Source organism: Streptomyces sp. NBC_01622, assembly GCF_045209635.1.
GTDB lineage: Bacteria > Actinomycetota > Actinomycetes > Streptomycetales > Streptomycetaceae > Streptomyces.
Window position 1 is genome coordinate 1,493,414 of sequence record NZ_CP109293.1, and the last position, 23,089, is coordinate 1,516,502.

The 23,089-nt window shown below is 69.6% G+C and carries 21 protein-coding genes and 3 pseudogenes; 18 read left to right on the plus strand and 6 right to left on the minus strand.

The window, feature by feature from the left end; all coding sequences use genetic code 11:
* Window positions 1–31: 31 nt before the first annotated feature.
* On the plus strand, window positions 32–1,378 hold the full coding sequence (locus OH768_RS06890; RefSeq protein WP_406451084.1) for an esterase-like activity of phytase family protein: 1,347 nt from the start codon (window positions 32–34) through the stop codon (window positions 1,376–1,378).
* A 23-nt stretch (window positions 1,379–1,401) separates the two neighbouring features.
* Here OH768_RS06890 and OH768_RS06895 read toward each other — a convergent pair whose 3' ends face one another.
* On the minus strand, window positions 1,402–1,647 hold the full coding sequence (locus tag OH768_RS06895) for a hypothetical protein (RefSeq protein ID WP_406451086.1): 246 nt from the start codon (window positions 1,645–1,647) through the stop codon (window positions 1,402–1,404).
* A 321-nt stretch (window positions 1,648–1,968) separates the two neighbouring features.
* Complete coding sequence (gene xylA / locus OH768_RS06900; RefSeq protein ID WP_406451088.1) at window positions 1,969–3,135, minus strand: xylose isomerase; 1,167 nt, start codon at window positions 3,133–3,135, stop codon at window positions 1,969–1,971.
* 132 nt (window positions 3,136–3,267) lie between these two features.
* Between xylA and xylB the strand changes: the two genes are divergently transcribed.
* From xylB to OH768_RS06935, 7 genes are all read left to right on the plus strand, one after another.
* Entirely contained in the window at window positions 3,268–4,713 is a 1,446-nt protein-coding gene (gene xylB, locus OH768_RS06905; RefSeq protein WP_406451090.1) for a xylulokinase, read from the plus strand.
* 28 nt (window positions 4,714–4,741) lie between these two features.
* Complete coding sequence (locus OH768_RS06910; protein ID WP_406451092.1) at window positions 4,742–5,974, plus strand: ROK family protein; 1,233 nt, start codon at window positions 4,742–4,744, stop codon at window positions 5,972–5,974.
* A 185-nt stretch (window positions 5,975–6,159) separates the two neighbouring features.
* Entirely contained in the window at window positions 6,160–7,632 is a 1,473-nt protein-coding gene (locus OH768_RS06915; protein ID WP_406451094.1) for an APC family permease, read from the plus strand.
* Window positions 7,629–8,642, plus strand: coding sequence for an acetamidase/formamidase family protein (locus OH768_RS06920; RefSeq protein ID WP_406451096.1), 1,014 nt, complete (start codon window positions 7,629–7,631; stop codon window positions 8,640–8,642). The genes OH768_RS06915 and OH768_RS06920 overlap by 4 nt, the downstream gene beginning before the upstream one ends.
* A gap of 19 nt (window positions 8,643–8,661) precedes the next feature.
* The gene (locus tag OH768_RS06925; RefSeq protein WP_406451098.1) at window positions 8,662–9,261 is read left to right on the plus strand and encodes an N-acetylmuramoyl-L-alanine amidase; all 600 of its coding nucleotides are present in this window, start codon (window positions 8,662–8,664) and stop codon (window positions 9,259–9,261) included.
* A gap of 206 nt (window positions 9,262–9,467) precedes the next feature.
* Window positions 9,468–10,745, plus strand: coding sequence for a GAF domain-containing protein (locus tag OH768_RS06930; RefSeq protein WP_406451100.1), 1,278 nt, complete (start codon window positions 9,468–9,470; stop codon window positions 10,743–10,745).
* 106 nt (window positions 10,746–10,851) lie between these two features.
* Window positions 10,852–12,375, plus strand: coding sequence for an aldehyde dehydrogenase family protein (locus tag OH768_RS06935; protein ID WP_406451102.1), 1,524 nt, complete (start codon window positions 10,852–10,854; stop codon window positions 12,373–12,375).
* Window positions 12,376–12,484: 109 nt separating this feature from the next.
* Here OH768_RS06935 and OH768_RS06940 read toward each other — a convergent pair whose 3' ends face one another.
* The gene (locus tag OH768_RS06940) at window positions 12,485–13,282 is read right to left on the minus strand and encodes an alpha/beta fold hydrolase (RefSeq protein WP_406451104.1); all 798 of its coding nucleotides are present in this window, start codon (window positions 13,280–13,282) and stop codon (window positions 12,485–12,487) included.
* Window positions 13,283–13,318: 36 nt separating this feature from the next.
* Between OH768_RS06940 and OH768_RS06945 the strand changes: the two genes are divergently transcribed.
* The 6 genes and pseudogenes from OH768_RS06945 to OH768_RS06970 form a co-directional block, all read left to right on the plus strand.
* Entirely contained in the window at window positions 13,319–14,038 is a 720-nt protein-coding gene (locus tag OH768_RS06945; protein WP_406451106.1) for a TetR/AcrR family transcriptional regulator, read from the plus strand.
* A gap of 42 nt (window positions 14,039–14,080) precedes the next feature.
* A complete protein-coding gene (locus tag OH768_RS06950; protein ID WP_406451108.1) occupies window positions 14,081–15,112 on the plus strand; it encodes a cation diffusion facilitator family transporter in 1,032 nt (343 codons plus the stop codon).
* Window positions 15,113–15,177: 65 nt separating this feature from the next.
* Window positions 15,178–15,513, plus strand: coding sequence for a helix-turn-helix transcriptional regulator (locus OH768_RS06955; RefSeq protein WP_019069600.1), 336 nt, complete (start codon window positions 15,178–15,180; stop codon window positions 15,511–15,513).
* Window positions 15,513–16,235: a cation transporter gene (locus OH768_RS06960; protein WP_406451111.1), complete on the plus strand. Its 723-nt coding sequence runs from the start codon at window positions 15,513–15,515 to the stop codon at window positions 16,233–16,235. Before OH768_RS06955 ends, OH768_RS06960 begins: the two co-directional genes overlap by 1 nt.
* Window positions 16,236–16,959: 724 nt before the next feature.
* Window positions 16,960–17,439, plus strand: a pseudogene (locus OH768_RS06965) (DUF3105 domain-containing protein); the annotation flags it as partial.
* 128 nt (window positions 17,440–17,567) lie between these two features.
* A pseudogene (locus OH768_RS06970) lies at window positions 17,568–17,708 on the plus strand (DUF305 domain-containing protein); the annotation flags it as partial.
* Window positions 17,709–18,040: 332 nt separating this feature from the next.
* On the opposite strand, the gene OH768_RS06975 reads toward OH768_RS06970, so the two are convergent.
* Window positions 18,041–18,858, minus strand: a protein-coding gene (locus OH768_RS06975) for an IS5 family transposase (RefSeq protein WP_406451113.1) whose coding sequence is annotated in 2 segments (ribosomal slippage) — window positions 18,041–18,508 and window positions 18,511–18,858 — 816 coding nt in all. Because the reading frame shifts where the segments join, the coding sequence is not laid out codon by codon here.
* A gap of 99 nt (window positions 18,859–18,957) precedes the next feature.
* Here OH768_RS06975 and OH768_RS06980 point away from each other — a divergent pair.
* Complete coding sequence (locus OH768_RS06980; RefSeq protein WP_406451115.1) at window positions 18,958–19,392, plus strand: DUF6228 family protein; 435 nt, start codon at window positions 18,958–18,960, stop codon at window positions 19,390–19,392.
* A gap of 180 nt (window positions 19,393–19,572) precedes the next feature.
* Window positions 19,573–20,472, plus strand: a complete 900-nt coding sequence (locus tag OH768_RS06985; protein WP_406451117.1) for a papain-like cysteine protease family protein — start codon at window positions 19,573–19,575, stop codon at window positions 20,470–20,472.
* Between the two features lie 69 nt (window positions 20,473–20,541).
* Here OH768_RS06985 and OH768_RS06990 read toward each other — a convergent pair.
* Both OH768_RS06990 and OH768_RS06995 read right to left on the minus strand, forming a co-directional pair.
* Window positions 20,542–20,641: pseudogene (locus OH768_RS06990) on the minus strand (IS5/IS1182 family transposase); the annotation flags it as partial.
* Window positions 20,642–20,932: 291 nt separating this feature from the next.
* On the minus strand, window positions 20,933–21,544 hold the full coding sequence (locus tag OH768_RS06995) for a TetR/AcrR family transcriptional regulator (RefSeq protein WP_406451119.1): 612 nt from the start codon (window positions 21,542–21,544) through the stop codon (window positions 20,933–20,935).
* Window positions 21,545–21,689: 145 nt separating this feature from the next.
* On the opposite strand from OH768_RS06995, the gene OH768_RS07000 reads away from it, so the two are divergent.
* A complete protein-coding gene (locus tag OH768_RS07000) occupies window positions 21,690–22,424 on the plus strand; it encodes an SDR family NAD(P)-dependent oxidoreductase (RefSeq protein WP_406451121.1) in 735 nt (244 codons plus the stop codon).
* 29 nt (window positions 22,425–22,453) lie between these two features.
* On the plus strand, window positions 22,454–23,077 hold the full coding sequence (locus OH768_RS07005) for an NADPH-dependent F420 reductase (protein ID WP_406451123.1): 624 nt from the start codon (window positions 22,454–22,456) through the stop codon (window positions 23,075–23,077).
* The last annotated feature ends 12 nt before the right edge of the window (window positions 23,078–23,089 follow it).

Consider the following 23,089-nt stretch of genomic DNA (forward strand, 5'->3'; position numbering starts at 1 on the left):
GCTGTCAACGAATTTGTCCTCAGGAGGCCAGATGTCCCCGCACGCCCCCGTCCGGCGCCGCGTCCGTCGTCCCGTCGCGGCGGGTGTCCCGCTCGCCATGGTGGTCGCCCTCATGGCGGCCGGCACGGCCGCTGGAGCCCCCTCCGGAAGCGGGGCCGCCCATGTCACCCGCACGGCGACACTGGGCGACATCCCGCTCGGCGCGTTCAGCAACGCGCTGCTGCCCGGGTCGGTGGACAACGACCGAGGCGTGGACCTCGGCGGCATCGGCAGCGACATCTACCCGGCCGGCCGCAAGGGCGAGTACTGGACGATCACCGACCGCGGGCCCAACGGCCAGATCAAGGTGAACGGGACGAAGGGCCGCACGTTCCCGGTGCCCGGTTTCGACCCGGCGATCGTGAAGATCCGTGTCTCCGGGGACACGGTGAAGGTCTTGGACGCCATCCCGATCACCACGTCCTCCGGGAAGGGCGTCACGGGGCTGTCGAACCAGCAGGGACGCGACGAGGCGCCGTACTCCTACGACGCGCAGACGCCACTCTCGTACAACCCGAACGGGCTGGACACGGAGGGCATCGTGCGGGCCGGGGACGGTTCGTTCTGGCTCGTCGACGAATACGGCCCTTCCCTTGTGCACGTCTCCGCGCGCGGGAAGGTGCTCACGCGGTACGTGCCCAAGGGGCTGCGTCTGACCGGGGCCGACTATCCGGTGGTGGAGGCGCTGCCGGCCGTCCTGCTGCACCGGAAGATCAACCGAGGCTTCGAGGGGCTCGCCCAACTGCCCGGCGGTGACCTGGTGATGGCCCTGCAGAGCCCCCTGTCGCTGCCGGACGGGGACGCCGGGGACGCGTCGCTCAACACCCGTCTGCTGCGCTTCTCCACGAAGAAGAAGGCGGTCACGGCGGAGTACGCGTACCGCTTCGCCCCGGTGAACGTGGTCGACCCCAGCGAGGACGACACCTCCGAACTCAAGATCTCCTCGGTGGTCGCCGTGGGCGACGACCGGCTCCTGGTCGAGGAGCGCACCGACAAGGCCGCCCGGCTCCAACTCGTCAAGCTGGAGCGGAAGTCGAACATCCTCGGCGGTCGCTACGACGACGACACGACGTCACCGTCGCTGGAGCAGCTCGACGACCCCGCCGCCGCGGGTGTCCCGGTGCTGGCCAAGAAGCTGGTCGTGGACCTGGGGACGGTTTCCGGGGTGCCGCAGAAGATCGAGGGCATCGCGCGCGTGGACCACGACACGCTCGCCCTGATCAATGACAACGACTTCGGGATGACGGACGGCGCGGGCGCGTTCGACACGCAGGGGCGGCTGGTCGACAGCGGGATCGAGACGGCCGTGGTCTATGTGAAGCTGCCGCGCGGAATCTGAGTGTGCGTCAACCCCTGCGACGGCTAGCCGTACAGGGACGGGAGCAGTGACTCGATGTCGCTGGGGATCTCGCTCGGCAGTTCCGAGGGGAGGTTCGAGGGAAGCGCCGTCGGGAGCTTGGTCGGCAGGCTGGTGGGGAGTTTCGTCGGGAGGGTCAGAGAAGGGCTCTCGCTCGAACTGCTCTCGTCGGGCGTCTTCTTGTCCGGTGAATCATGTCCCCCGGAGGTCATCAGCACGACGGCGACGACGGCCCCGGCGAGCACGATCACTGCAAGCAGGATGAACAGCGGGCGGGGGCGCCTTCGGGGTGGCGGTCCGTAGTCCCCGTAGTCACCTCCCGAGCCGTGCCCGAAGTCTTCGGGAGGTGGTCCGAAACCGCCTCCCTGAGGCGGGGTGGCGCCCGGTGGCCCGGGCGGTCGAGGCGGTACGGGCGGCATGGCCATACCGTCAAGGGTCGCCGCGTAGCGGTCATGACGCGACCCCCGCGCGGTGGTTGATACGGACTCATGCCATGGATCGCATGATTCCGGAGCATTCCGCGCGGGGGCCGGTCACGGTCCGGGACTTGTGTGACGCACGCGTGCGTGCCGTCAGCCGCGTGCACCCAGGAGGTGGTCCATGGCGAGCTGGTCGAGCTGCTCGAAGGCCATCCCGCGCTTGGCGGCGGCCTCCACGTCGAACTCCTCGAACGCCGAGCGGTCCGCGAGCAGCGCCTTGAGGCCGTCCGCCGCGGTCTGCTGCGCCAGTTCGTCCAGACGCGAAGCGCGCAGCGCCTCCTGGACCACCGGGTCGGCACGGAACGCGGCTGAACGCTCCTTGAGGATCAGGTAGTTGCGCATGCAGCCGGCCGCGGACGCCCACACGCCGTCGAGGTCCTCGGTGCGCGGCGGCTTGAAGTCGAAGTGCTTCGGGCCGGCGTAACCGGCGCTCTCCAGGAGGTCGACCAGCCAGAAGGCGGCACGCAGGTCGCCGTTGCCGAAGCGCAGGTCCTGGTCGTACTTGATGCCGGACTGGCCGTTGAGGTCGATGTGGAAGAGCTTGCCCGCCCACAGGGCCTGGGCGATGCCGTGCGGGAAGTTGAGCCCGGCCATCTGCTCGTGCCCGACCTCGGGGTTGACGCCGTAGAGCTCGGGGCGCTCCAGGCGCTCGATGAACGCCAGGGCGTGGCCGACGGTGGGGAGCAGGATGTCGCCGCGGGGCTCGTTCGGCTTGGGCTCGATCGCGAACTTCAGGTTGTAGCCCTGTTCGGTGACGTACTCGCCGAGGAGGTCGAAGGCCTCCTTCATGCGGTCGAGCGCGACGCGTACGTCCTTGGCGGCGCCGGACTCGGCGCCCTCCCGGCCGCCCCAGGCGACATAGGTCTCGGCGCCGAGCTCGGCCGCGAGATCGATGTTGCGGATCGTCTTGCGGAGGGCGTAGCGGCGCACGTCGCGGTCGTTGGCGGTGAACGCGCCGTCCTTGAAGACCGGGTGCGTGAAGAGGTTGGTGGTCGCCATCGGCACCTTCATGCCGGTCGCGTCGAGGGCCTCGCGGAAGCGCTTGATGTGCGACTCGCGCTCGGTGTCCGAGGACCCGAAGGGGATCAGGTCGTCGTCGTGGAAGGTCACACCGTGGGCGCCGAGCTCGGACAGGCGCTGCACCGTCTCGACCGGGTCGAGGGCGCGGCGGGTGGCGTCGCCGAACGGGTCCCTTCCCTGCCAGCCGACGGTCCACAGGCCGAAGGTGAACCTGTCCTCGGGGGTGGGCTGGTAGTTCATGACGCGGCTCCTTGCTGCTTCGCTCCGACTATTTCGTCATGGCGGTTTACAAATTAGTATGCCGGAGCGTCTCTGGGAAGGGACAATGTGTCTCCGGGCGGAGACGCATGCCGCACACAAGGGAGAAACCCGATGTCAGCAGCCGAGGGTCCGCTCGTCGTCGGTGTGGATTCGTCCACCCAGTCCACCAAGGCACTGGTCGTCGACGTGTCCACCGGCCAGATCGTCGCGAGTGGCCAGGCGCCGCACACCGTCTCCTCGGGGGCGGGCCGGGAGAGCGACCCCCGGCAGTGGTGGGACGCCCTGTGCGAGGCCCTGCGCCAGTGCGGGGACGCGGCCCACGAAGCGGCGGCCGTGTCGATCGGCGGCCAGCAGCACGGCCTGGTCACCCTGGACGCCCAGGGCGAGCCCGTGCGCCCCGCGCTGCTGTGGAACGACGTCCGTTCGGCGCCGCAGGCCACCCGTCTGATCGAGGAACTGGGCGGTCCGAAGGCCTGGGCGGAGCGCACCGGCAGCGTGCCGGGCGCCTCGTTCACGGTCACGAAGTGGGCCTGGCTCGCCGAGCACGAGCCGGAGGCCGTGCGAGCCGCGGCGGCCGTACGTCTCCCCCACGACTACCTCACCGAACGGCTCACGGGCCAGGGCACCACCGACCGGGGCGACGCCTCCGGCACCGGCTGGTGGGCCTCGGGGACCGAGTCGTACGACGAGGAGATCCTCCGGCATGTCGGGCTCGACCCGGCGCTGCTGCCCCGGGTCGTACGGCCGGGCGAGGTGGCGGGCACGGTGCGGGACTGCCACGACCTGCCGTTCTCCAAGGGCACTCTCGTCGCCCCCGGAACCGGCGACAACGCAGCCGCCGCACTGGGCCTCGGCCTGCGCCCCGGCGCGCCCGTGCTCAGCCTCGGCACATCGGGCACGGTGTACGCCGTGTCGAAGCACCGCCCCGCCGACCCGTCCGGCACGGTCGCGGGCTTCGCCGACGCGCACGGCGACTGGCTGCCCCTGGCCTGCACCCTGAACTGCACCCTCGCCGTCGACCGGATCGCGACCCTGCTCGGCCTGGACCGGGAGGCCGTGGAACCCGGCACGTCGGTCACGCTGCTCCCCTACCTGGACGGCGAGCGCACCCCGAACCTCCCCAACGCCTCGGGCCTCCTGCACGGTCTGCGCCACGACACCACCAGCGGCCAGCTCCTCCAGGCCGCCTACGACGGTGCCGTACACGCGCTGCTGGGCGCGCTCGACCTGGTCCTCGACGAGGACGCGGACCGCACCACGCCGCTGCTGCTGATCGGCGGGGGCGCGCGGGGCACGGCCTGGCAGGAGACGGTACGGCGGCTGTCGGGGCGTCCCGTCCAGGTGCCCGAGGCGAAGGAACTGGTCGCACTCGGCGCCGCCGCGCAGGCCGCGGGCCTGCTGACCGGCGAGGACCCGGCCGCGGTGGCCCGCCGCTGGAACACGGCCGCCGGGCCGGTGCTGGACGCCGTGGAGCGGGACGAGGCGACGTTCGCCAGGATCTCCGGGGTACTCTCCGACGCGGCTCCGCTGCTCGAACGCGACCCGAGCGGCCGTTGACGCACACCGACCGAGGACTGAGGGAGGCATGACCGCACCGCTGCACGAGGCGCACCCCGCCGGGCCCGGACGTGCCCTGCCCGACACCCAGCAGGGCATGCGCCGCCGCAACCTCGCCCGGGTGATGCACACGGTGAGCGCCGAGGGTCCGCTCTCGCGTGCGGCCGTCGCCTCGCGCATCGGGCTGACCCGTGCGGCGGTGTCGACGCTGGTGGACGAGCTGATCCGGTCGGGACTCCTCGAAGAACTGGGCCCCGAGCGGCCCGGCCGGGTGGGCCGCCCCGGATCCGCGCTCGCCGTCAGCGGGCGCGGTCCGGCCGGGATCGGCGCGGAGATCGGGGTCGACCATCTCGCGGTCTGCGCGGTCGATCTGCGCGGCGAGATACGCGCCCGTGCCGTACGGCACGGAGTGAACCGCGGCCGTTCCCCCGAGCCGGTGCTCGCCGAACTCACCGCGCTGGTACGGCAGGTCGTCGCCGAGGCGGACGCGCAGGGCCTGTGGCCGGCCGGGCTCGCGGTCGCCGTGCCCGGTCTGGTGGCCCGCGACGGCCGTACGGTCGTCCGCGCCCCGAACCTCGACTGGCACGACACGGATCTCGGCCCCCTGCTGCCCGCCGAACTCCCGCCCACCGTGGACAACGAGGCCAACTTCGGCGGGCTCGCCGAACTCTGGCTGGGCGATACCACTCCGCGTGACTTCCTGCATGTGTCGGCCGAGATCGGTATCGGCGCGGCGGTCGTGGTGGACGGCGGGCTGTTGCGCGGAACTCGGGGATTCGCGGGCGAGTTGGGGCATGTGCCGGTGCGTCCGGACGGGCCGGAGTGCGCGTGCGGCGGGCGCGGGTGCCTCGAACAGTACGCGGGCGAGGAGGCGGTGCTGCGCGCCGCCGGCCTTGAGCCCGGAGCGGACCGGGTCGGTCTGCTGGCCACCCGCGCCGCCGACGGCGACGAGGCGGTACGACGTGCCCTGCACGATGCCGGTACGGCGCTCGGCATCGCGCTCACCGGCGCGGTCAACCTGCTCGATCCGCAGCTGGTGGTGCTGGGCGGCGCGCTGTCCGGGCTCGCGCCCTGGCTGCTCCCGTCGCTGGAGGCCGAGTTGGCGCGGCGCACAGCGGGGCCGCCCTGTCCGGTGTCGGTGTCGCGGCTGGGCCCCGAGGGTCCACTGCTGGGGGCCGCGCACTCGGTCGTGCGGGCCGTGCTCGACGACCCGGCGGCGGTGGCCGAACGGGCTGTGGACATCGTGGCCGAACAGGCCTGAAACACAACCGACTTCACTCGTCAGGGTGGCCGGGTTTTCCACAGATCCGTCGTCGTCCACGGAAGCACGCCACGCCCTACTGCCCAACCCGCAAGCGCCGTACCGTGATTCACGCGAGGCGCAGCCGTCGTGACGTGACGACGGCGGGCGTGCATGGATGGACAGGTGGACGAGGGGGGATTCACGTGTCGGCGGAGACAGTTCAGGGGCTGCGGCGGGATGCCGTCGGCCTGCGCGAGGTTCTCTTCCAGAGCGTCACGGCGATGGCGCCGGCCGCCGCGGTCGCCGCGTCGATCCCGTCGGGCGCGGCCTTCGCGGGCGGCAGTCTGCCGCTGTCGGTACTGATCGCGCTGGTGGCCTGCCTGTTCACCGCGTCCTGCGTGGCGGAGCTGGCCCGGGAGTTGCCCGCCGCCGGTTCGGTGGCCACGTACGCGGCGCAGGGACTGCATCCGGCCGTCGGCTTCCTGGTCGGCTGGGGCTACGTCTTCGTGGAGGCACTGGTCCCACCGCTGCTGCTCCTCCAACTCGGCTTCACCACGGCGGGCACCCTCCACCAGGAATGGTCCTCATATCCGGAGAGCCTGTGGTGGCCGTGGGCGCTCGCGGGCGCCGCGATCATCGCGGCGGCGGGCTGGTTCGGAGTGCGCGCCTCCGCCCGTTTCGGTACGGTCCTCGGGGTCTTCGAGATCCTTGTCTTCCTGGTCTTCGCCATCTGGCTGATCGGCAAGGCCGGCAGCGCCAACACCCTGTCCGTCTTCGGCACTTCGCACACCGGGAAGGATTACTCGGGCCTCGGCGGAGTCTTCGCCGGCTCGGTCTACACGGTGCTCGCGTTCGCCGGATTCGAGGCCGCGGCACCGCTCGCGGAGGAGACCCGGGATCCGCGCCGGACGATGCACCGCGCGGCCCTAGGTATCGGCCTGTTCTACGTGCTGACGACCTACGCCATGGCGGTGTACTTCGGCCCGGACCGCTTCGCCGGATTCGGTGCCTCCGGCGCGGCGTCCTGGGAGGGGGTGGCACGCGCGTCGTTCGGCCTGTTCTGGGTGCTGGTGTTCCTGGCCGTGGTCAACTCGACGATCGCCAACGCCAACGCGTGCGCCACCGTCTCGACCCGCACCGCCTTCGCCCTGGCCCGCATCCGGGTGCTCCCCCGCGTCCTGGCCACCCTGCATCCCCGCCACCGCTCCCCCGTCGCCGGCATCGCCGTGCAGACCGTCGTCGCGGTGGGCGCCGTACTGGGCCTCGGTTTCGGCTACGACCCGGTGACGGCGTTCCTCCTGCTGGCCACCGTGATCGTCACAGTCGTCATCGGCGTCTACATCGTCGTGAACCTGGCCTGTGCGGGCTACTTCCTGCGCCGCAGACGCGAGTTGCTCAAGCCGGTACGGCACCTGCTGGTGCCCCTCCTGGGGATCGTGGCATTCGTCCCGGCCCTGCTCACCGCGGCGGGTCTCCCGGTCTTCGACTTCGTCACCGAGCTGACCGCTCCCGTCTCGTACGCCGGACCGGTCGTCGGCGTCTGGATGGCGGCAGGAGTCGTAGTGCTGCTGGTTCTGCTACGGCGCCACCCCGAGCGAATAGCCGAGACCGCCCGTGTCCATCTCGACGAACTCGCCTCCAGCGGTCTCTCTCAGAACGGAGCAGTACAGCCATGAACGACCCCCGGATCCTGACGGTGCGGCCCGAACCGGGCGAGTACGCCTGGACGTTCGGCGGCGCGCCGCCCGTGGCTCGCATCGCGCCCGGTACGGTTCTCGACCTTTACACGGAGGACTGCTTCGCCGGGCGGGTGCGGTCCGAGAAGGACCTGGTGTCCGAAGTGTGCGAGTTCCCGTTCCTCAACCCGCAGACCGGCCCCTTCCATGTGGAGGGCGCGGAGCCGGGCGACACGGTCGCCGTGCACTTCGTGTCGATCGAACCGGCCCGCGACTGGGCCGCCTCGACCACGGTCCCCCTTTTCGGCGCGCTCACGTCGACGCACACCACGGCGACACTGCAGCCGCCGCTTCCGGAGACCGTCTGGATCTGGCAGTTGGACCGCACCCGCCGTACGGCGTTGTTCCGCGCGCGGGACAACGACATCGAGGTCGAGCTGCCTCTGGACCCGATGCACGGCACGGTGGGCGTGGCCCCGGCCAACCTGGAGGTGCGGTCGGCGCTGGTGCCCGACGCGCACGGCGGGAACATGGACACACCCGAGATGCGGGCCGGAGTCACCTGCTATCTCGGGGTCAACGTCGAGGGCGCGCTCCTCAGCCTCGGCGACGGGCACGCCCGGCAGGGCGAGGGCGAGACCTGCGGTGTCGCGGTCGAGTGCGCGATGAACACCGTGGTGATCGTGGAACTGCTCAAGGGCGTCTCGACTCCCTGGCCGCGCATCGAGTCGGACACGCACATCATCTCGACGGGTTCGGCACGCCCGTTGGAGGACGCGTTCCGGATCTCCCAGCTCGACCTGGTGCGCTGGCTGGTGCGGGACTACGGGTTCAGTGAACTGGACGCCTACCAATTCGCGACCCAGGCGGTCGAATCGCCGTTGGCCAACGTGTGCGACACCAACTACACCTGCGTGGCCAAGATCCGCAAAGAGTGGCTGCCCGCGCGCGAGACTCACCGAGGGCTGCACGCGCGGTTGCGTGAGACCGCTTCGGCCCTCCGGCACTGAACCGAAAGGCAACCCGACCATGGAACGGGCAACACCGCTCCCGAGCAGGCGATGGCTCCTGAAGGGCGCCGCCCTCGCCGCCGTCCCCTACGCGTTACTCCCCGCCCCACAGGCCGACGCACAACCGCAGGCCGTCGACTATCCGTCGGCCGAGTGGCAGCCGGCGACCTCCTCCAACTACACGGCGTCCGACCGCCCCAGCACCTATCCCGTGGACTACGTGGTCATCCACGTCACCCAGGAGACGTACTCCTCGACGCTTTCCATCTTCCAGAATCCGAAGAAGAAGGTGTCCGCGCACTACCTCGTGCGATCGGCCGACGGGCATGTGGCGCAGTGCGTCCGAGAGGCCAACATCGCCTGGCACGCGGGGAACTGGGACTACAACACCCGCAGCATCGGAATCGAGCACGAGGGCTGGGTGGATCAGCCCGCGTACTTCACCGACGCGCTCTACGAGCAGTCGGCCAGGCTCACGGCGGCGACCTGCGCGAAGTACGGGCTCCCCAAGGACCGGTCCCACATCATCGGACACTACGAGGTGCCGGGCACCGACCACACCGATCCGGGACCGAACTGGGACTGGACTCGCTACATAAGGCTGGTCACTTCGGCCTGATCCGAGCCGGGCCGGAGTCCGATCCGCGCCTGCTCCACGCCTGATCCGACCGGGATGTGCCGCGTTCGGACCGTCCCGGTCGAAACGGTTGTCCGTACCCTTCCCCGGAGTGACGATGTCCGCAGGCGTTTCCCCGCCGTATCGCGGGCGTGTCACCGCTGTATCGCGGTACTCGCGACGCCGTATCGCCTTCCTGGGAGGCCGAGTTGACCGATCCATGGGTGGCCCTGGAACCGGGGGCCGACCCTGCCGAGCGGGTGCGGGTGCTGCGCCGGGCGCACGAGACGTTCGCCGTGGCGGGCACGGTGCCGCAGCCGGTGCGCTCGGTGGTGGCGGACTCCTGGCGGCGTTCGGCACGCGCCGGTGTCGGTCCCGAGGGCACGGCGAACGTGGAGCTCACGGACGGCGACCTCGGCGTCTATCGCGCGCAGCATCCGCTGGCGCGGGTGATGCCGCTGATCCGGGAGCTGATGGGCACGTTCGCCGCCGACGGCGAGCATCTGCTCGCCGTGTGCGACGCGCAGGGCAGACTGTTGTGGGTCGAGGGACATCCGGCGACCCGGCGGAAGGCCGACCGGATGAACTTCGTGCCGGGTGCGCGCTGGGCGGAGAGCGCGGTCGGGACGAACGCGCCGGGTACGGCCGTCGCCGTGGACCGGCCGGTGCAGGTGTTCGCGGCCGAGCACTTCATCCGGCGGGTGCAGCCGTGGACGTGTGCGGCGGCTCCGGTGCACGATCCGCGCACCGGGCGGGTGCTCGGTGCCGTGGACATCACCGGCGGGGACGGGCTGGCGCATCCGCACAGTCTGGGTTTCGTGCAGGCGGTGGCGCGCGCCGCCGAGTCCCAGTTGGCGCTGCTCGCCCCGGAACAGGCGTCGGTCGACGGGCCCGAGCTGACCGCACTCGGCCGGGACGAGGCCCAACTGTGCGTCGACGGACGCAAGATGAGGCTGAGCCGTCGGCACAGCGAGATCCTGGTGCTGCTGGCCCGGCATCCCGAGGGGCTGACCGGCGACGAGCTGCTGTGCGCGCTGTACGAGGACGAGTCGGTGCCACCGGTGACACTGCGGGCCGAACTGGCCCGGCTGCGCAGGCTGTTGGGTCCCGGTCTGCTCGCCTCGCGTCCCTACCGGCTCACGCTGCCGGTCGAGTCCGATGTGGCGATCGTCGAACGGCGACTGGAAGGAGGTGCGGTGACGGGAGCCGCGACGGCGTACACGGGTCCGCTGCTGCCGGGTTCGCAGGCTCCGGCGGTCGTTCGGCTCAGGGCCCGCCTGGCGGACGGCATCCGTACGGCGTTGATCGCCCGCCGCGACCCCGACCTGCTGGCCGACTGGGCGCACGCGCCGTGGGGCGAGGACGACCTCGACGTGTGGCGGGCGCTCGCGGCGATACGCCCGACGGCACCGGTGCGCTCCCGGCTCGCGGCCCTGGAGTCGGAGTTGGCGGCACCGGGCACTTGGTCGCGCGGGACCGGCCGCTGACGTACCTCACGGGAGGCACCGCAACGTACATGCAACGTCCCGCTCCCTAGCCTCGCGCCGAGAGCTGCCCAACGGCGGGCAGCGCTGCTCCGGGAGGCACACCAGCATGACCCGTTACACGGCACCCGGCACCGAGGGCGCGATCGTCTCCTACCAGGCGCGCTACGACCACTTCATCGGCGGCGAGTACGTGCCGCCGGCTCGCGGGCAGTACTTCGAGAACCCGTCCCCGGTGAACGGGCAGCCGTTCACGGAGATCGCGCGCGGCACCGCGGAGGACGTGGAGCGGGCGCTGGACGCGGCGCACGCCGCCGCGCCGGGCTGGGGGCGCACCTCGGTGACCGAGCGGTCCGACATCCTGCTCAAGATCGCCGACCGGATGGAGGCGCACCTGGAGCCCCTCGCGGTCGCGGAGAGCTGGGAGAACGGCAAGCCGGTCCGCGAGACCCTCGCCGCCGACATCCCGCTTGCCATCGACCACTTCCGCTACTTCGCGGGGGCGATCCGGGCGCAGGAGGGTTCGCTGGGCGAGGTCGACGACGACACGGTGGCGTACCACTTCCACGAGCCGCTCGGGGTCGTGGCGCAGATCATCCCGTGGAACTTCCCCATCCTGATGGCGACTTGGAAGCTGGCCCCGGCGCTCGCGGCGGGCAACGCGGTCGTCATCAAGCCCGCCGAGCAGACCCCGGCGTCCATCCACTACTGGATGAGCCTGATCGCGGACCTGTTGCCGCCGGGCGTGGTGAACATCGTCAACGGCTTCGGCGTCGAGGCGGGCAAGCCGCTCGCGTCCAGCCCCCGCGTGGCGAAGGTCGCCTTCACCGGCGAGACCACCACGGGGCGGTTGATCATGCAGTACGCCTCGGAGAACATCAAGCCGGTCACGCTGGAGCTCGGCGGCAAGTCGCCGAACATCTTCTTCGACGACGTGTCGTCCGCGAACGACGACTTCCTCGACAAGGCGCTCGAAGGCTTCACGATGTTCGCGCTCAACCAGGGCGAGGTGTGTACCTGCCCGTCCCGGGCACTCGTCCAGCGCGGCCACTACTCCGACTTCCTCCAGGCGGCCGTCGCCCGCACGGAGTTGATCAAGCCGGGGCACCCGCTCGACACCGACACGATGATCGGCGCCCAGGCCTCCAACGACCAGCTGGAGAAGATCCTCTCCTACCTGGACATCGGCAGGCAGGAGGGCGCGAAGATCCTCACGGGCGGCGAACGCCTCGACTACGACGGCGAGTTGAAGGGCGGCTACTACGTCCAGCCGACGATCTTCGAGGGCGACAACCGGATGCGCATCTTCCAGGAGGAGATCTTCGGACCGGTGGTCTCGGTGACGTCGTTCGACGACTTCGACGACGCGATCAAGGTCGCCAACGACACGCTGTACGGTCTCGGCGCCGGTGTGTGGACCCGGGACATCAACACGGCGTACCGCGCGGGCCGGGCGATCCAGGCGGGCCGGGTGTGGACCAACTGCTACCACGCGTACCCCGCGCACGCGGCGTTCGGCGGCTACAAGCAGTCCGGTATCGGCCGTGAGAACCACAAGATGATGCTGGAGCACTACCAGCAGACCAAGAACCTCCTCGTCTCGTACTCGCCGAAGAAGCTCGGCTTCTTCTAGACCCACAGGCTCAAACGAAAGGGTGCCTGAACTGGGAGAACTCCCGTCAGGCACCCTTCGCTGCAACCACGCAAGCCGCGCTGGTGCGTTGGCATGGGTCGCCATGGCATCAGAGGGCGGCGAGGTTGTTGAGCAGCCGGCCGAGCTCTGCAGGCGCCTGGATGTGGGCCAGGTGGCCCTGGCCGGGGAGTTCGTGGACTCGGGCGTGCGCGACGTGCTGTCGTACGGTGTCGAAGGACGTTCCGTAGGGGGCCGTTCCGCGATTGAACCGGCCGATGATCAGGTCGACTTGGGCTGCCAGTCGCGCCATCGCATCGGGAGGCGGCGCCGCGTTGAGCGCGCCGAGTTCGGCGTACAGCGGTCCGCTCAGGCGACACAGGACCGCCCAACCGTCACGATCGGCCCGAAGCTCCTCGACATGCGCAGCGGAGAATCCGGAGATCTGCCGGTTGACGATCTCGACGCAGCGGTCCCAGTCCGCTTTCTCCTCCGCACTCTTCAGGTCCGGCAGCACATCGCGTCCGAACGGCCGCATCACCGGCTCGTAGGCGATCACCTGGGGAATCAGGCGGTCGTTGGCGGCGAGCAAGGCGATGAGGCCGCCGTAACTCCAGCCGAAGAGCGCCTTCGTGCCGGCGAACTCGTCGAGGACCACGCCGAGGTCCTCGACCTCCGTCCGCAGCGAGTACGACGTGGCCAACGGCCCCGAGGGAGCGCGGCCCCGGCGATTCACGACCACCACCGAGGGCCAGGCGTCGATGGTGCCCGCAACGCGGCGCCACGCATGCGCGTCGGTCATCACGCCCGGGACGACGGCGAGGCCCGGGGCGTCCGGCTCGCCGTACACATCGACCGTGACCCAACTGCCCCCGCCGACCGACAGCCTCTTCTGAATCGTTCGCTCCACAATTCAATTATGGAGCGAACGATCTACAATGCAAGCGTGACCGAACGCAGCCGTGGACGACCACGGGCCTTCGACCGCGACCGCGCGGTTCTGGACGCCGCCCGCCTCTTCTGGCGGCGCGGCTACTCCGGCACCTCGACCCGCGCCCTGACCGCGGCCCTCGGACTCTCCACCTCCAGCCTCTACGCCGCCTTCGGCAGCAAGGCCGGACTGTTCGAGGAAGCGGTGCGGACCTATGCCGAGCGCTATCGCGAGATCTACCGACAGGCTGTCGCCGAGAAGGACATCCAGACCGTCTTCGAACGCGTCCTCATCGACTCGGTCCACGAGTTCACCCAGCCCGGCGACACACATCCCGGGTGCCTGATCAGCAGCGCCGCCATGACCGACAGCACGAACGCGCTCGACGCCGGCGCCTACATCGCCGAACTGCACAGTTCGAACGAGCAGGCCCTCCTCGTACGCGTCGAACGGGCCGTCCAGGACGGGGAACTGGCCGCCGACACCGACGCAGCGGCCCTCACCGGGCTCGTCCAATCCCTCTGGCACGGATTGTCAGTGCGGTCCAACGCCGACACGTCGCGCGAGAATCTGGTCAAGACAGCGCAACTCGCCCACCAGCTGATCTGCCGGCAACTGGCGCCGCCGGCGGCGGGGTACGCCGGCTGCCGCTGCGGCGGTTCCGGCATCGCCGCAGGTGACAGTGGTAACGGTGCTCATTGCAGCCTTTGGAGAAACCCTCCGCGGCGCGGTTGACTTGCCCTCCGCCGACGCAAGACAGCGACCCTGGGAGCTCCCGTGTCCGACCATCACGACCACGAGCACGGCGGCCACGACCACGACAGCGGCGGCGGCCACTCCGGCCACTCCCATGGCGTGTCCGCGGACGCCGACCGGCGCTGGCTGACGATCGCCCTGGTGCTGATCAGCGTGTTCATGCTCGCCGAGGTCGTGGTGGGGGTCGCGGCCAACTCGCTGGCGCTGATCTCGGACGCCGCGCACATGCTCACCGACGTCGCCTCCATCGTGCTGGCACTGATCGCGATGCGACTGGCGGCCCGCCCCGCGAAGGGGCACTTCACCTACGGCCTCAAGCGCGTGGAGATCCTGTCCGCGCAGGCCAACGGCCTGACCCTGCTACTGCTTTCGATCTGGCTGGCCTACGAGGCGGTACGTCGCCTCGTCTCCCCGCCGGACGTCACCGGCGGCCCGGTCCTCGTCACCGCGCTGGTCGGAGTGGCGGTCAACCTGGTGGCCACCTGGTGCATCTCCAGGGCCAACCGCACCTCGCTGAACGTCGAGGGCACCTACCAGCACATCCTCACCGACCTGTTCGGCTTCATCGCCACCGCCGTCGCCGGAGCCGTCGTACTCACCACCGGCTTCGCCCGCGCGGACGCGATCGCCTCCCTGCTCGTGGTCGTCCTGATGCTCAAGGCCGGCTACGGCCTGGTCCGCGACTCCGGACGGATCTTCCTCGAGGCCGCGCCCGCCGGGATCGACCCCGACGTACTCGGCGACCGCCTGGCCGCGCAGGACACCGTGGTCGAGGTGCACGATCTGCACGTCTGGACGATCACCTCCGGCCAGAGCGCCCTGTCCGCCCACGTCCTGGTCGAGCCGGGCGGCGACTGCCACGCCGTACGCCGCGGCCTGCAGAAGATGCTCCTGGAGGAGTACGGCATCGGCCATGCCACGCTGCAGGTCGACCACCTGGGCGAGGACGCTCCCGACCTTCTCCAGATCACCAGCGCCACCGCCGACGACCGTGACGCGCACTGCGACGACGCCCACGGTCCCGTCCACCGCCCCGGCCCCCACGACCACTGAGCCGCCGACGACCCACCCGCCAGTACAGGAATTGCTGAATTCAGGTTTTCCCGTACCGTCACCGTGTGCTGACTCTCGCCTCCGAGGTCGAGGTGCTGGCCCGTTTCGGCCGTGCCCTCGCCGACCCGATCCGCTGCCGTCTGCTGCTCGCGCTGCGCGAGGCCCCGGCCCACCCCTCCGATCTGGCGGAGGAGTTGGGCATTTCGCGGACCCGGCTCTCCAACCACCTGGCGTGTCTGCGCGACTGCGGTCTCGTCGTCGCCGTGCCGGTCGGCCGCCGTACCCGCTACGAGCTCGCCGATCCCCGCCTCGGTCACGCACTGCAGGACCTGCGCACGGCGGTGCTGGCGGTGGAGAGCGACCGCACCTGCCCGGACGCCGACGCGAAGGGCTGCTGCTGATGAGCGCCGGGACGCCCCTGGTCACTGCGGGCCCATCCCCGGTCCGTCGCGACGAACTGGCCCGCCGCATACGACTGTTGGTGGGCGCGACCATCACCTACAACGTCGTCGAGGCGGTCGTCGCCCTGGCCGCCGGGACCGCCGCGTCGTCCAGCGCGCTCATCGGCTTCGGCCTCGACTCCGTGGGGGAGGTGTCCTCGGCGGCGGCGGTCGCCTGGCAGTTCTCCGCGGCCGACCATGCGGTGCGCGAGGCCCGGGAGGCGCGGGCGCTGCGGATCATCGCCCTCTCGTTCTTCGCCCTGGCGGTCTACGTGGCTGTGGAGTCGGTGCGTGCCTTTGCAGGGGTCGGCGGGGCGAACCGTTCGTACGTCGGTATCGCCCTGGCCGCCGTGTCGCTCGCGGTGATGCCGTTCCTGTCCGCGGCCCAGCGCCGGGCAGGGCGCGAACTGGGTTCGGCCTCGGCGGTCGCCGACTCCAAGCAGACCTTGTTGTGCACCTACCTGTCGGCGGTGCTGCTGACCGGCCTGGTCGCCAACGCCGTCCTCGGCTGGTCCTGGGCCGACCCGGCCGCCGCCCTGGTGATCGCGGCCGTCGCGGTCAAGGAAGGCCGGGACGCCTGGCAGGGCAAGGGGTGCTGCGCTCCAACCACCGCCGCCGTACTGCCCGTTGAGTCCGCGGCGGACCCGTGCGGCTGCCGGCCGGGCTGCGGGTGCTGTGCGTGAGCAGGACCCGGCGGCCGACCAGGGCCCGGCGCGGTCGAGGGCTCGTACGCCGAAGTGGGCGTCGCAGCCGCAGAGTTGAGGCGCGGTGACCGGCAGCACTCGGGTCCTCCCCGACCACCTCCTCGTACGGATCATGATGGCACCTGGCGCACGGGCACCAGCCACCTCACCCTGACCGCCTCGGCGGGCGAGGAATGGGCCGACGGCCGTGCGGGCCCGGCCATCACCTGGCCCTCCCGCCCGGACCCCGCTCCGCTGGGCGAGGCCGTGGCCGCGATGAAGAAGGCCCCCGGCCTCACCCTGCACGAACCGGTCACCAGCAACACCGCCCTCGGCCTCGGCGACCTCAAGCAACTCCCCATCACCGCCAAGGAGTTCCTCGCCGCCGAGCCCTACGGCAGCGGCACCACCCCGGTCACCACCCGCCTGCCCGACGAGACCGGTCGGATCCGGCACGAGCCCCTGACGGCCACTGACATCCTGGGCCCGGCCGAGGTGTGCTCACAGGCACCGCTCAGCAGCACGGTGATGACCGGCAGGACGCAGCAGAGGGCCCACGGCGCGTGGCGGACCACGCGAACCGAGGCGCTCTACCCTGCCCTGGTGGTGCTGTTCGCCGCGCTGGTGATGTGCCTGGGCGCCTTGGCCCACGGCACCGACGCCCCCGCTGCCGCCCCCCATGACCAAGATGTCCGTCACGGCGGTCCCGGCGGACACCAACGCCAACGAGAAGAGCGACCAGAAGGCCGCCACCGCGAAGAAGCTCATACGCGGAGAGAAGACCTGGGACGCCAAGAATCTCGGCCGCAACCATGTCGAGACCAAGGTCGACTACCCGATGAATCCGCCCGTCGGTGGCAACCACGCCCCGGTGTGGATGACCTGGAACGGCAACGTCTACACCAAGGCCGTCCCGAACGAGAACGCCGTCCACTCCCTCGAACACGGCGCGGTCTGGGTCACCTACAACGACAAGGCGACCGCCACCGACCTCAAGACCCTCGCCGACGAGGTCACCAAGACCCCGTACACGCTGATCGACCCGGACAAGACCCGGTCCGGGCCGATCATGCTCTCGGCCTGGGGCCACCGGCTCAGCGTGAACACGGCCTCCGACCCGCGGGTCGACGAGTTCCTCACCAAGTACGTGCAGGGTGCGCAGACCCCGGAGCCGGGCGCCGCCTGCACCAACGGACTGACCGCCTCATGGTCGACACGACCAGGGCGTCGTACCCGACCGCAAGCCCGCTCTCAGCCGCTGGCCAATGACTGGCGCCGCGGCCTGGTCACCTTCGTCCTGGCCCTGTCGTTGCCGGCCATGACGGACAACGGCACCAACAAGCCGTCGAAATGGCGTACATCGTCCGCGACCGAACGAAGAGCCAGGAAGTGCGAGGCCTCGCCTACGACATCGCCCAGACCCAGGCCAACCAACTCGGCATGCTGCTCGGCTGGCTGTCCCTGTGGAACCTGCTCCTCGCCCCGACCGGCTCGCACCCCCTTCGGAAAGCATCAGCGAGAACTGACATACCGTCATTCCCGGAGGTCCAGAAACCTCCTTCGGTTAGGAGTCGTCAGCCGGTCCGGCTCGAGACAACGATGGCTGCGGGAATTGGTGGGCCGGGTGCCTTTGGAGCAACCCTTAGGAGCCGCAACCGATGCCGTGGGTGGCCGAACGGACCTTCGCCCGGCCACAAGGCTTCCGCCGGGGACGTAGATCCGACGACGCGCACGAAGCGTTGCTCAAACTCGCCAGCCGCCTCACTACCCACCGACAACTCGGCTTATAACATTAAGAGGTTGTCTCACGTGGTGAGTTTCGCGAGTTTCTTGTAGCAGGTGAGAGCTGCGGCGAGGCCCAGGAAGGCGAGGAAGTGGCTGCCCTTGCGTTCATAGCGAACGGTGAGACGGCGGTAACCGAACAACCAGGCGATCGACCTCTCGATCTTCCAGCGGTGTCGGCCGAGCCGCTCGCCGGACTCGATGCCCGGGCGCGCAATGCGTGGGATGAATCCTCGGGAGCGGAGCCAGGCAAGATGTTCGGCGGAGTAGTACGCCTTGTCGGCGCGGACCTTGACCGGTCGCCGTCGTCGTGGCCCGCGCCGGGAGCGTATGGCGGGGACGCCCAGGAGCAGCGGCTTGAACGCCTGGCTGTCATGCACGTTCGCACCGGACACTGCGACGGCCAGCGGGATGCCCTGCGCTTCGGACAGCACATGCAGCTTGCTGCCCTTCTTGCCGCGATCGACCGGGTTCGGCCCGGTCAGCGAGCCCCCCTTTTCGCACGGACGGACGCGGCGTCGATGATCGCCGAGGTCCAGTCCAGCGCACCTCTGGCACCGAGTTCGTCCAGGACCGCCCGGTGCAGCCGGCGCCACAGACCGGCCCTGGTCCACGCCGAGAACCGGCGATGCGCGGTGGCAGGCGAGGTGCCGAACGTCGGCGGCAGATACCGCCAGGCGCAACCGCTGGTCAGCACGTACACCACCGCCGTGAACACTTTCCGATCCGCCACCGGCACCGTCCCGCCACCCTGCTGTCTGGGCCGGAACGGTGGTATCAGTGGCGCGGCAATCTTCCACAGCCCATCGGGGACCAGGTCCCGCGCAAGATCCACAGCCATAGCGGACGATCATGCCCCACATGGGACCTGGGGCCCGTCCTCGGGGCAGTGCGGGAATAGCAGTTGGCGATCGAGCCCCACGACTTCTAACCTGCACAAATGACCGAAGACGGCCCTGCGGTACGCGTGGGAGACACCGGACCGCGACCGGTCCACCTGCTCTTCTCCGAGCTGGCGAGACCGTTCGAGGACGACCCCACACTCGACTTCGTCGTGAAAGCTCGCGGGCAATGGGTCAGTATCGAGACCCTGGTTCGGACGTGGGACGGCGACGGCCTCGACACCTTCCTCTCCTCACTGGCCGAGGATTTCCGCGGCTGGGAAGGTGCGCGCGCCTGGCGCTCTCTGGAACGCGACCTGACGATCTCGGCGGAACACCATTCGGGCGGCTACGTACACCTGACGTGGGGCATCCACGATCGGCCTCCGTCCGAGGAGTGGCACTTCGAGACCACCACCGTGCACGCCGCCGGCGAGGAAATGCGAAACCTCGCCGCCAAGCTCCACACATTTCTCACGAGCACGATCGAGTAGCTGGGGCAACACCACGTGAGACAACCTCTAAGTGTTGTTAATGGATTCACACGTACGGTGATGACGGATTGCGTAATCGTTGGCAACTCGTGCCAGTTCGTGGGCAGGAGGGCACGTGTATCTCACCATATGCGTGGCGGGCATCACTGCTCGCGGACTTCGGAATGGGTACACCGGACGATGCCGCAGACCATTCGGAAGTACTGGGGGCCGTTCCAAGGCCGGGTCACCCTGAACTACAACTGGGGCGCCATCGATCACGACTCGGTTGTGATCGTCACCGTGTCGGAGTACACGCCGGAGAAGGTCCGCTTCATCGGGGCGGCGTCCATCACCGTCGAGAACATCGCTCCGCACGGGCCGCCCTACGACCCCAACCACGGTGTCACCTTCGTCGTGAACGTCGACTGGGGTGCGCCGCTGACCATTGTCACCGACATCACGGTCCTGGATGCCAAGCCTCTTGAGACCCAGACCTATGTGCCCGATGTCAGCCACAACCTCGGTATGCGGATGCAGTACCAGGAGAGCAACGAATGGTGCTGGATCGCTGCAGACACCAGCGTCAACCATTTCTACAACCCGGCGAGCACCTGGACCCAGTGCCAAGTCATGACGGAGATCGGGCATAAGATCAATGGGTTTCCGGCGGACACCGGGGCCTGCCCGACCCAGACAGCCCTCAACGACAACCCGGTGCTCGCCAACCGCTACGCGGACCCTTACAGCGGCGACGCCCTCTACGTCCTCGACGATTCCCGCCTCGGGGTCGATCGGTGCTATCTCAAGTCCGGCGGCATGACAGACGCTCTCAAGACAGTCGGCAACTACGCCAGTTACCAGCCCGCCAGCCTGACCCTCTCGCAGATCGTCGGCGAGATCAATGCCGGCCGCCCAGTCGTCGCCGATATCACCTGGAACTCCGGAGGCTCGCACTCTCTCGTCATCGCCGGGGTGCAGGGCGAAGGATTGTTGATCCTCGACCCCGTCAACGGCCAATCCCTCGTCGAGTTCGGGGCCTTCCCGCTGACCTATTTCGGCGGCGCGGTCCTGGACGGCTACGCATTCACCAAAAGGTAGTGCGTGGCCCTGCTCGCCAATATCTTCCCCCGCCACCTAGACCTGCGCACCTACTTACAACGCCTAGCACTATGAGCCGATTTGTCGGTGGGTGATGAGGCAGCAGGCGAGTTTGCGGAACGCTTCGTGGGTATCGGATCTGCTTTCCCCGGATGCGTAGGCGGCGGAAGTCTTACAGCCGGGCGAAGGTCCACAGCGCAGCTCCAGGCGTTCCCGCAGCTCATCCGACCGGCTCTGCCGGATATACCGCTGCCCCTCTACACCGCCCCGCCTTTCTCAAGCCGCTGGTCTTCGCGGGTCGCCGGTCTCCTCGGCGGCTTCTGCTGCGGCCTTCAGCAGGCGGGCGGCCAGTTCCGTAAAGCCGGCAGGTCCGGGCCAGGTGCCGTGCAGTTGGTGTCGCGTACCGGCGGGTGCAGCCGCGCGACCGGCAGCGCGTCCAGCACGGCCGTCGAGCGCCAAGTCAGCTTGACACTTCCTCCCGTTGCCGGTCATCGCCGGCTGCGGCGGGGATGGCGCTGTCGATGAGGACGGCGGCGATGGCGGCGGCGGTGGGGAAGGCGTCGGCGTTGAGGACCCGGGTGCGGGCCGCGGCGCCGTCGATGAGCAGCGCGAGCTGCTCGCCGAGCTGTTCAGGGTCGGCGGCGCCGGCTTCGCGAGCGGTGTCCGCGAGCCGCGCGGCGACGGCCCTTTTGTAGTCGCGCGCGTATTGGGATGCGGGGTGCTGGGGGTCGTGGAGTTCGACGGCGGCGGCGATGTAGGGGCACAGGGGGGTGGTGGGGGGGATGTCGAAGGCGGCGAGGAGCCGTTCGCGGGGCGTGAGGTCGGTGCGGTCGAACACGCCGGACAGGACGGAGGGGTCGAACCGGCGCAGGTACTCGGCGACGAGTTCGTCCTTGCCGGTGAAGTGCTGGTAGGCCGTGCGCTTGGACACCTGGGCCGCCGCGCAGAGCTGGTCCATGCCGGTGCGGTTGATGCCCTGCTCGCGGAACAGCTGCTGGGACGCGCTGATGATGCGCTCGCGGGCGCCCCGACCGCGGCGGCGGCCCGTGGGGCCCTTCTCCAACTCCGTCATGGGCCCATGGTAACGCAGCCGGGTAACGACCGGTGTACATAGTTTGCGTCCCGGCCGCCCGCCCCGTACCGTAAGCACACAGGACGGTGTACATAACACCGTCGCCCCCAGGTACGTACGGCATTACCGACTCGAGGGAACGACTATGGGAAAGCTCGACGGCAAGGTCGCGGTCATCACCGGCGGCACTACCGGCATGGCGCAGGCCGGCGCGAAGCTGTTCGCCGACGAGGGAGCGCACGTCTTCATCACAGGCCGCCGCCAGGACGCCCTGGACGAGGCCGTGAAGCAGATCGGCCGCAACGTCACCGGCGTCCAGGGCGACGCAGCCGACCTGGACGATCTGGACCGCCTGTACGACACCGTCAAGCGGGAGAAGGGAAGCCTCGACGTGCTGTGGGCCAGCGCAGGCGGGGGCGAGCCCGCCCCGCTCGGCGAGATCACCGAGGCCCACTTCGACGCCGCGTTCCACCTCAACGCCCGCGGCACCCTGTTCACCGTCCAGAAGGCCCTGCCGCTCTTCAACGACGGCGGCTCCATCCTCATGACCGGCTCCAACGCCTCCCTCGGCGCCTTCCCCGGCTGGAGCGTCTACGCCGGCAGCAAGGCCGTCCAGCAGGCATGGGCCCGCGTCTGGCTCAACGAGCTCAAGGACCGCCGCATCCGCGTCAACGTCCTGACCCCCGGCCAGGTCGCCACCGCTATGCAGGAAGAACTCTTCGACGAGGCCACCAGGCGCCAGTTCGAGTCCCTCATCCCCCGCGGCCAGATGGGCCGCCCCGACGAAATCGCCGCCGCCGCCCTCTTCCTCGCCTCCGACGACTCCAGCTACGTCAACGGCATGGAACTCGTCGCCGACGGCGGCACCACCGCCATCTGAACCGGACGACCCACAACCAAGGACACCTCATGAGCAACATCAGCATCATCGGCACCGGGAACATGGCCCGCACCATCGGCGCGCGGGCGATAGCGGGCGGCAACACCGTCGAGGTCATGGGCCGCGATCAGTCCAAGGCCGCTGACCTGGCCAAGGCTCTCGGCGGCGGCGCCACGACGGGAGAATGGGGCACCGCCCCGGCCGGGGACATCGTCATCGTGGCCCTGCTGTACGACGGTGTCGTGCCGGTCGTCACCCAGTACGGAGACGCTCTCGCGGGCAAGGTCATCGTCGACATCAGCAACCCCTTCAATTCCACGTTCGACGGGCTGGCCCACCGCGAGGAGACCTCGATCGCGCAGGAAGCCGCCAAGGCCGCCCCGGCAAGCGCCAGCGTGGTGAAGGCGTTCAACACCATCTTCCGACATGTCCTGGAGAAGGGGCAGCCCGACGTCTTCATCGCCGGCGATGACGCGCAGGCCAAGGCAGGTGTGGAGGCGTTCGTCAAGAGCCTCGGGCTGCGCCCGCTGGACGTCGGCGGCCTGAAAATGGCGCACTGGCTGGAGGGAGCGGGCTTGGTCACGGTGGGCCTCGCCAACCACGGGGTGGGGAACTTTGACTTCGCCCCCGGCATCACCGAACTTCCCGTCTGAGCAAACGGTTGA

Excerpts from the sequence above, each read along its gene's own strand:
- OH768_RS06890 (WP_406451084.1), top strand. The coding sequence starts at position 32 with ATGTCCCCGCACGCCCCCGTCCGGCGCCGCGTCCGTCGTCCCGTCGCG.
- xylA (WP_406451088.1), bottom strand. The coding sequence starts at position 3,135 with ATGAACTACCAGCCCACCCCCGAGGACAGGTTCACCTTCGGCCTGTGG.
- xylB (WP_406451090.1), top strand. The coding sequence starts at position 3,268 with ATGTCAGCAGCCGAGGGTCCGCTCGTCGTCGGTGTGGATTCGTCCACC.
- OH768_RS06910 (WP_406451092.1), top strand. The coding sequence starts at position 4,742 with ATGACCGCACCGCTGCACGAGGCGCACCCCGCCGGGCCCGGACGTGCC.
- OH768_RS06920 (WP_406451096.1), top strand. The coding sequence starts at position 7,629 with ATGAACGACCCCCGGATCCTGACGGTGCGGCCCGAACCGGGCGAGTAC.
- OH768_RS06925 (WP_406451098.1), top strand. The coding sequence starts at position 8,662 with ATGGAACGGGCAACACCGCTCCCGAGCAGGCGATGGCTCCTGAAGGGC.
- OH768_RS06935 (WP_406451102.1), top strand. The coding sequence starts at position 10,852 with ATGACCCGTTACACGGCACCCGGCACCGAGGGCGCGATCGTCTCCTAC.
- OH768_RS06960 (WP_406451111.1), top strand. The coding sequence starts at position 15,513 with ATGAGCGCCGGGACGCCCCTGGTCACTGCGGGCCCATCCCCGGTCCGT.
- OH768_RS06980 (WP_406451115.1), top strand. The coding sequence starts at position 18,958 with ATGACCGAAGACGGCCCTGCGGTACGCGTGGGAGACACCGGACCGCGA.
- OH768_RS06985 (WP_406451117.1), top strand. The coding sequence starts at position 19,573 with ATGCCGCAGACCATTCGGAAGTACTGGGGGCCGTTCCAAGGCCGGGTC.
- OH768_RS06995 (WP_406451119.1), bottom strand. The coding sequence starts at position 21,544 with ATGACGGAGTTGGAGAAGGGCCCCACGGGCCGCCGCCGCGGTCGGGGC.
- OH768_RS07000 (WP_406451121.1), top strand. The coding sequence starts at position 21,690 with ATGGGAAAGCTCGACGGCAAGGTCGCGGTCATCACCGGCGGCACTACC.
- OH768_RS07005 (WP_406451123.1), top strand. The coding sequence starts at position 22,454 with ATGAGCAACATCAGCATCATCGGCACCGGGAACATGGCCCGCACCATC.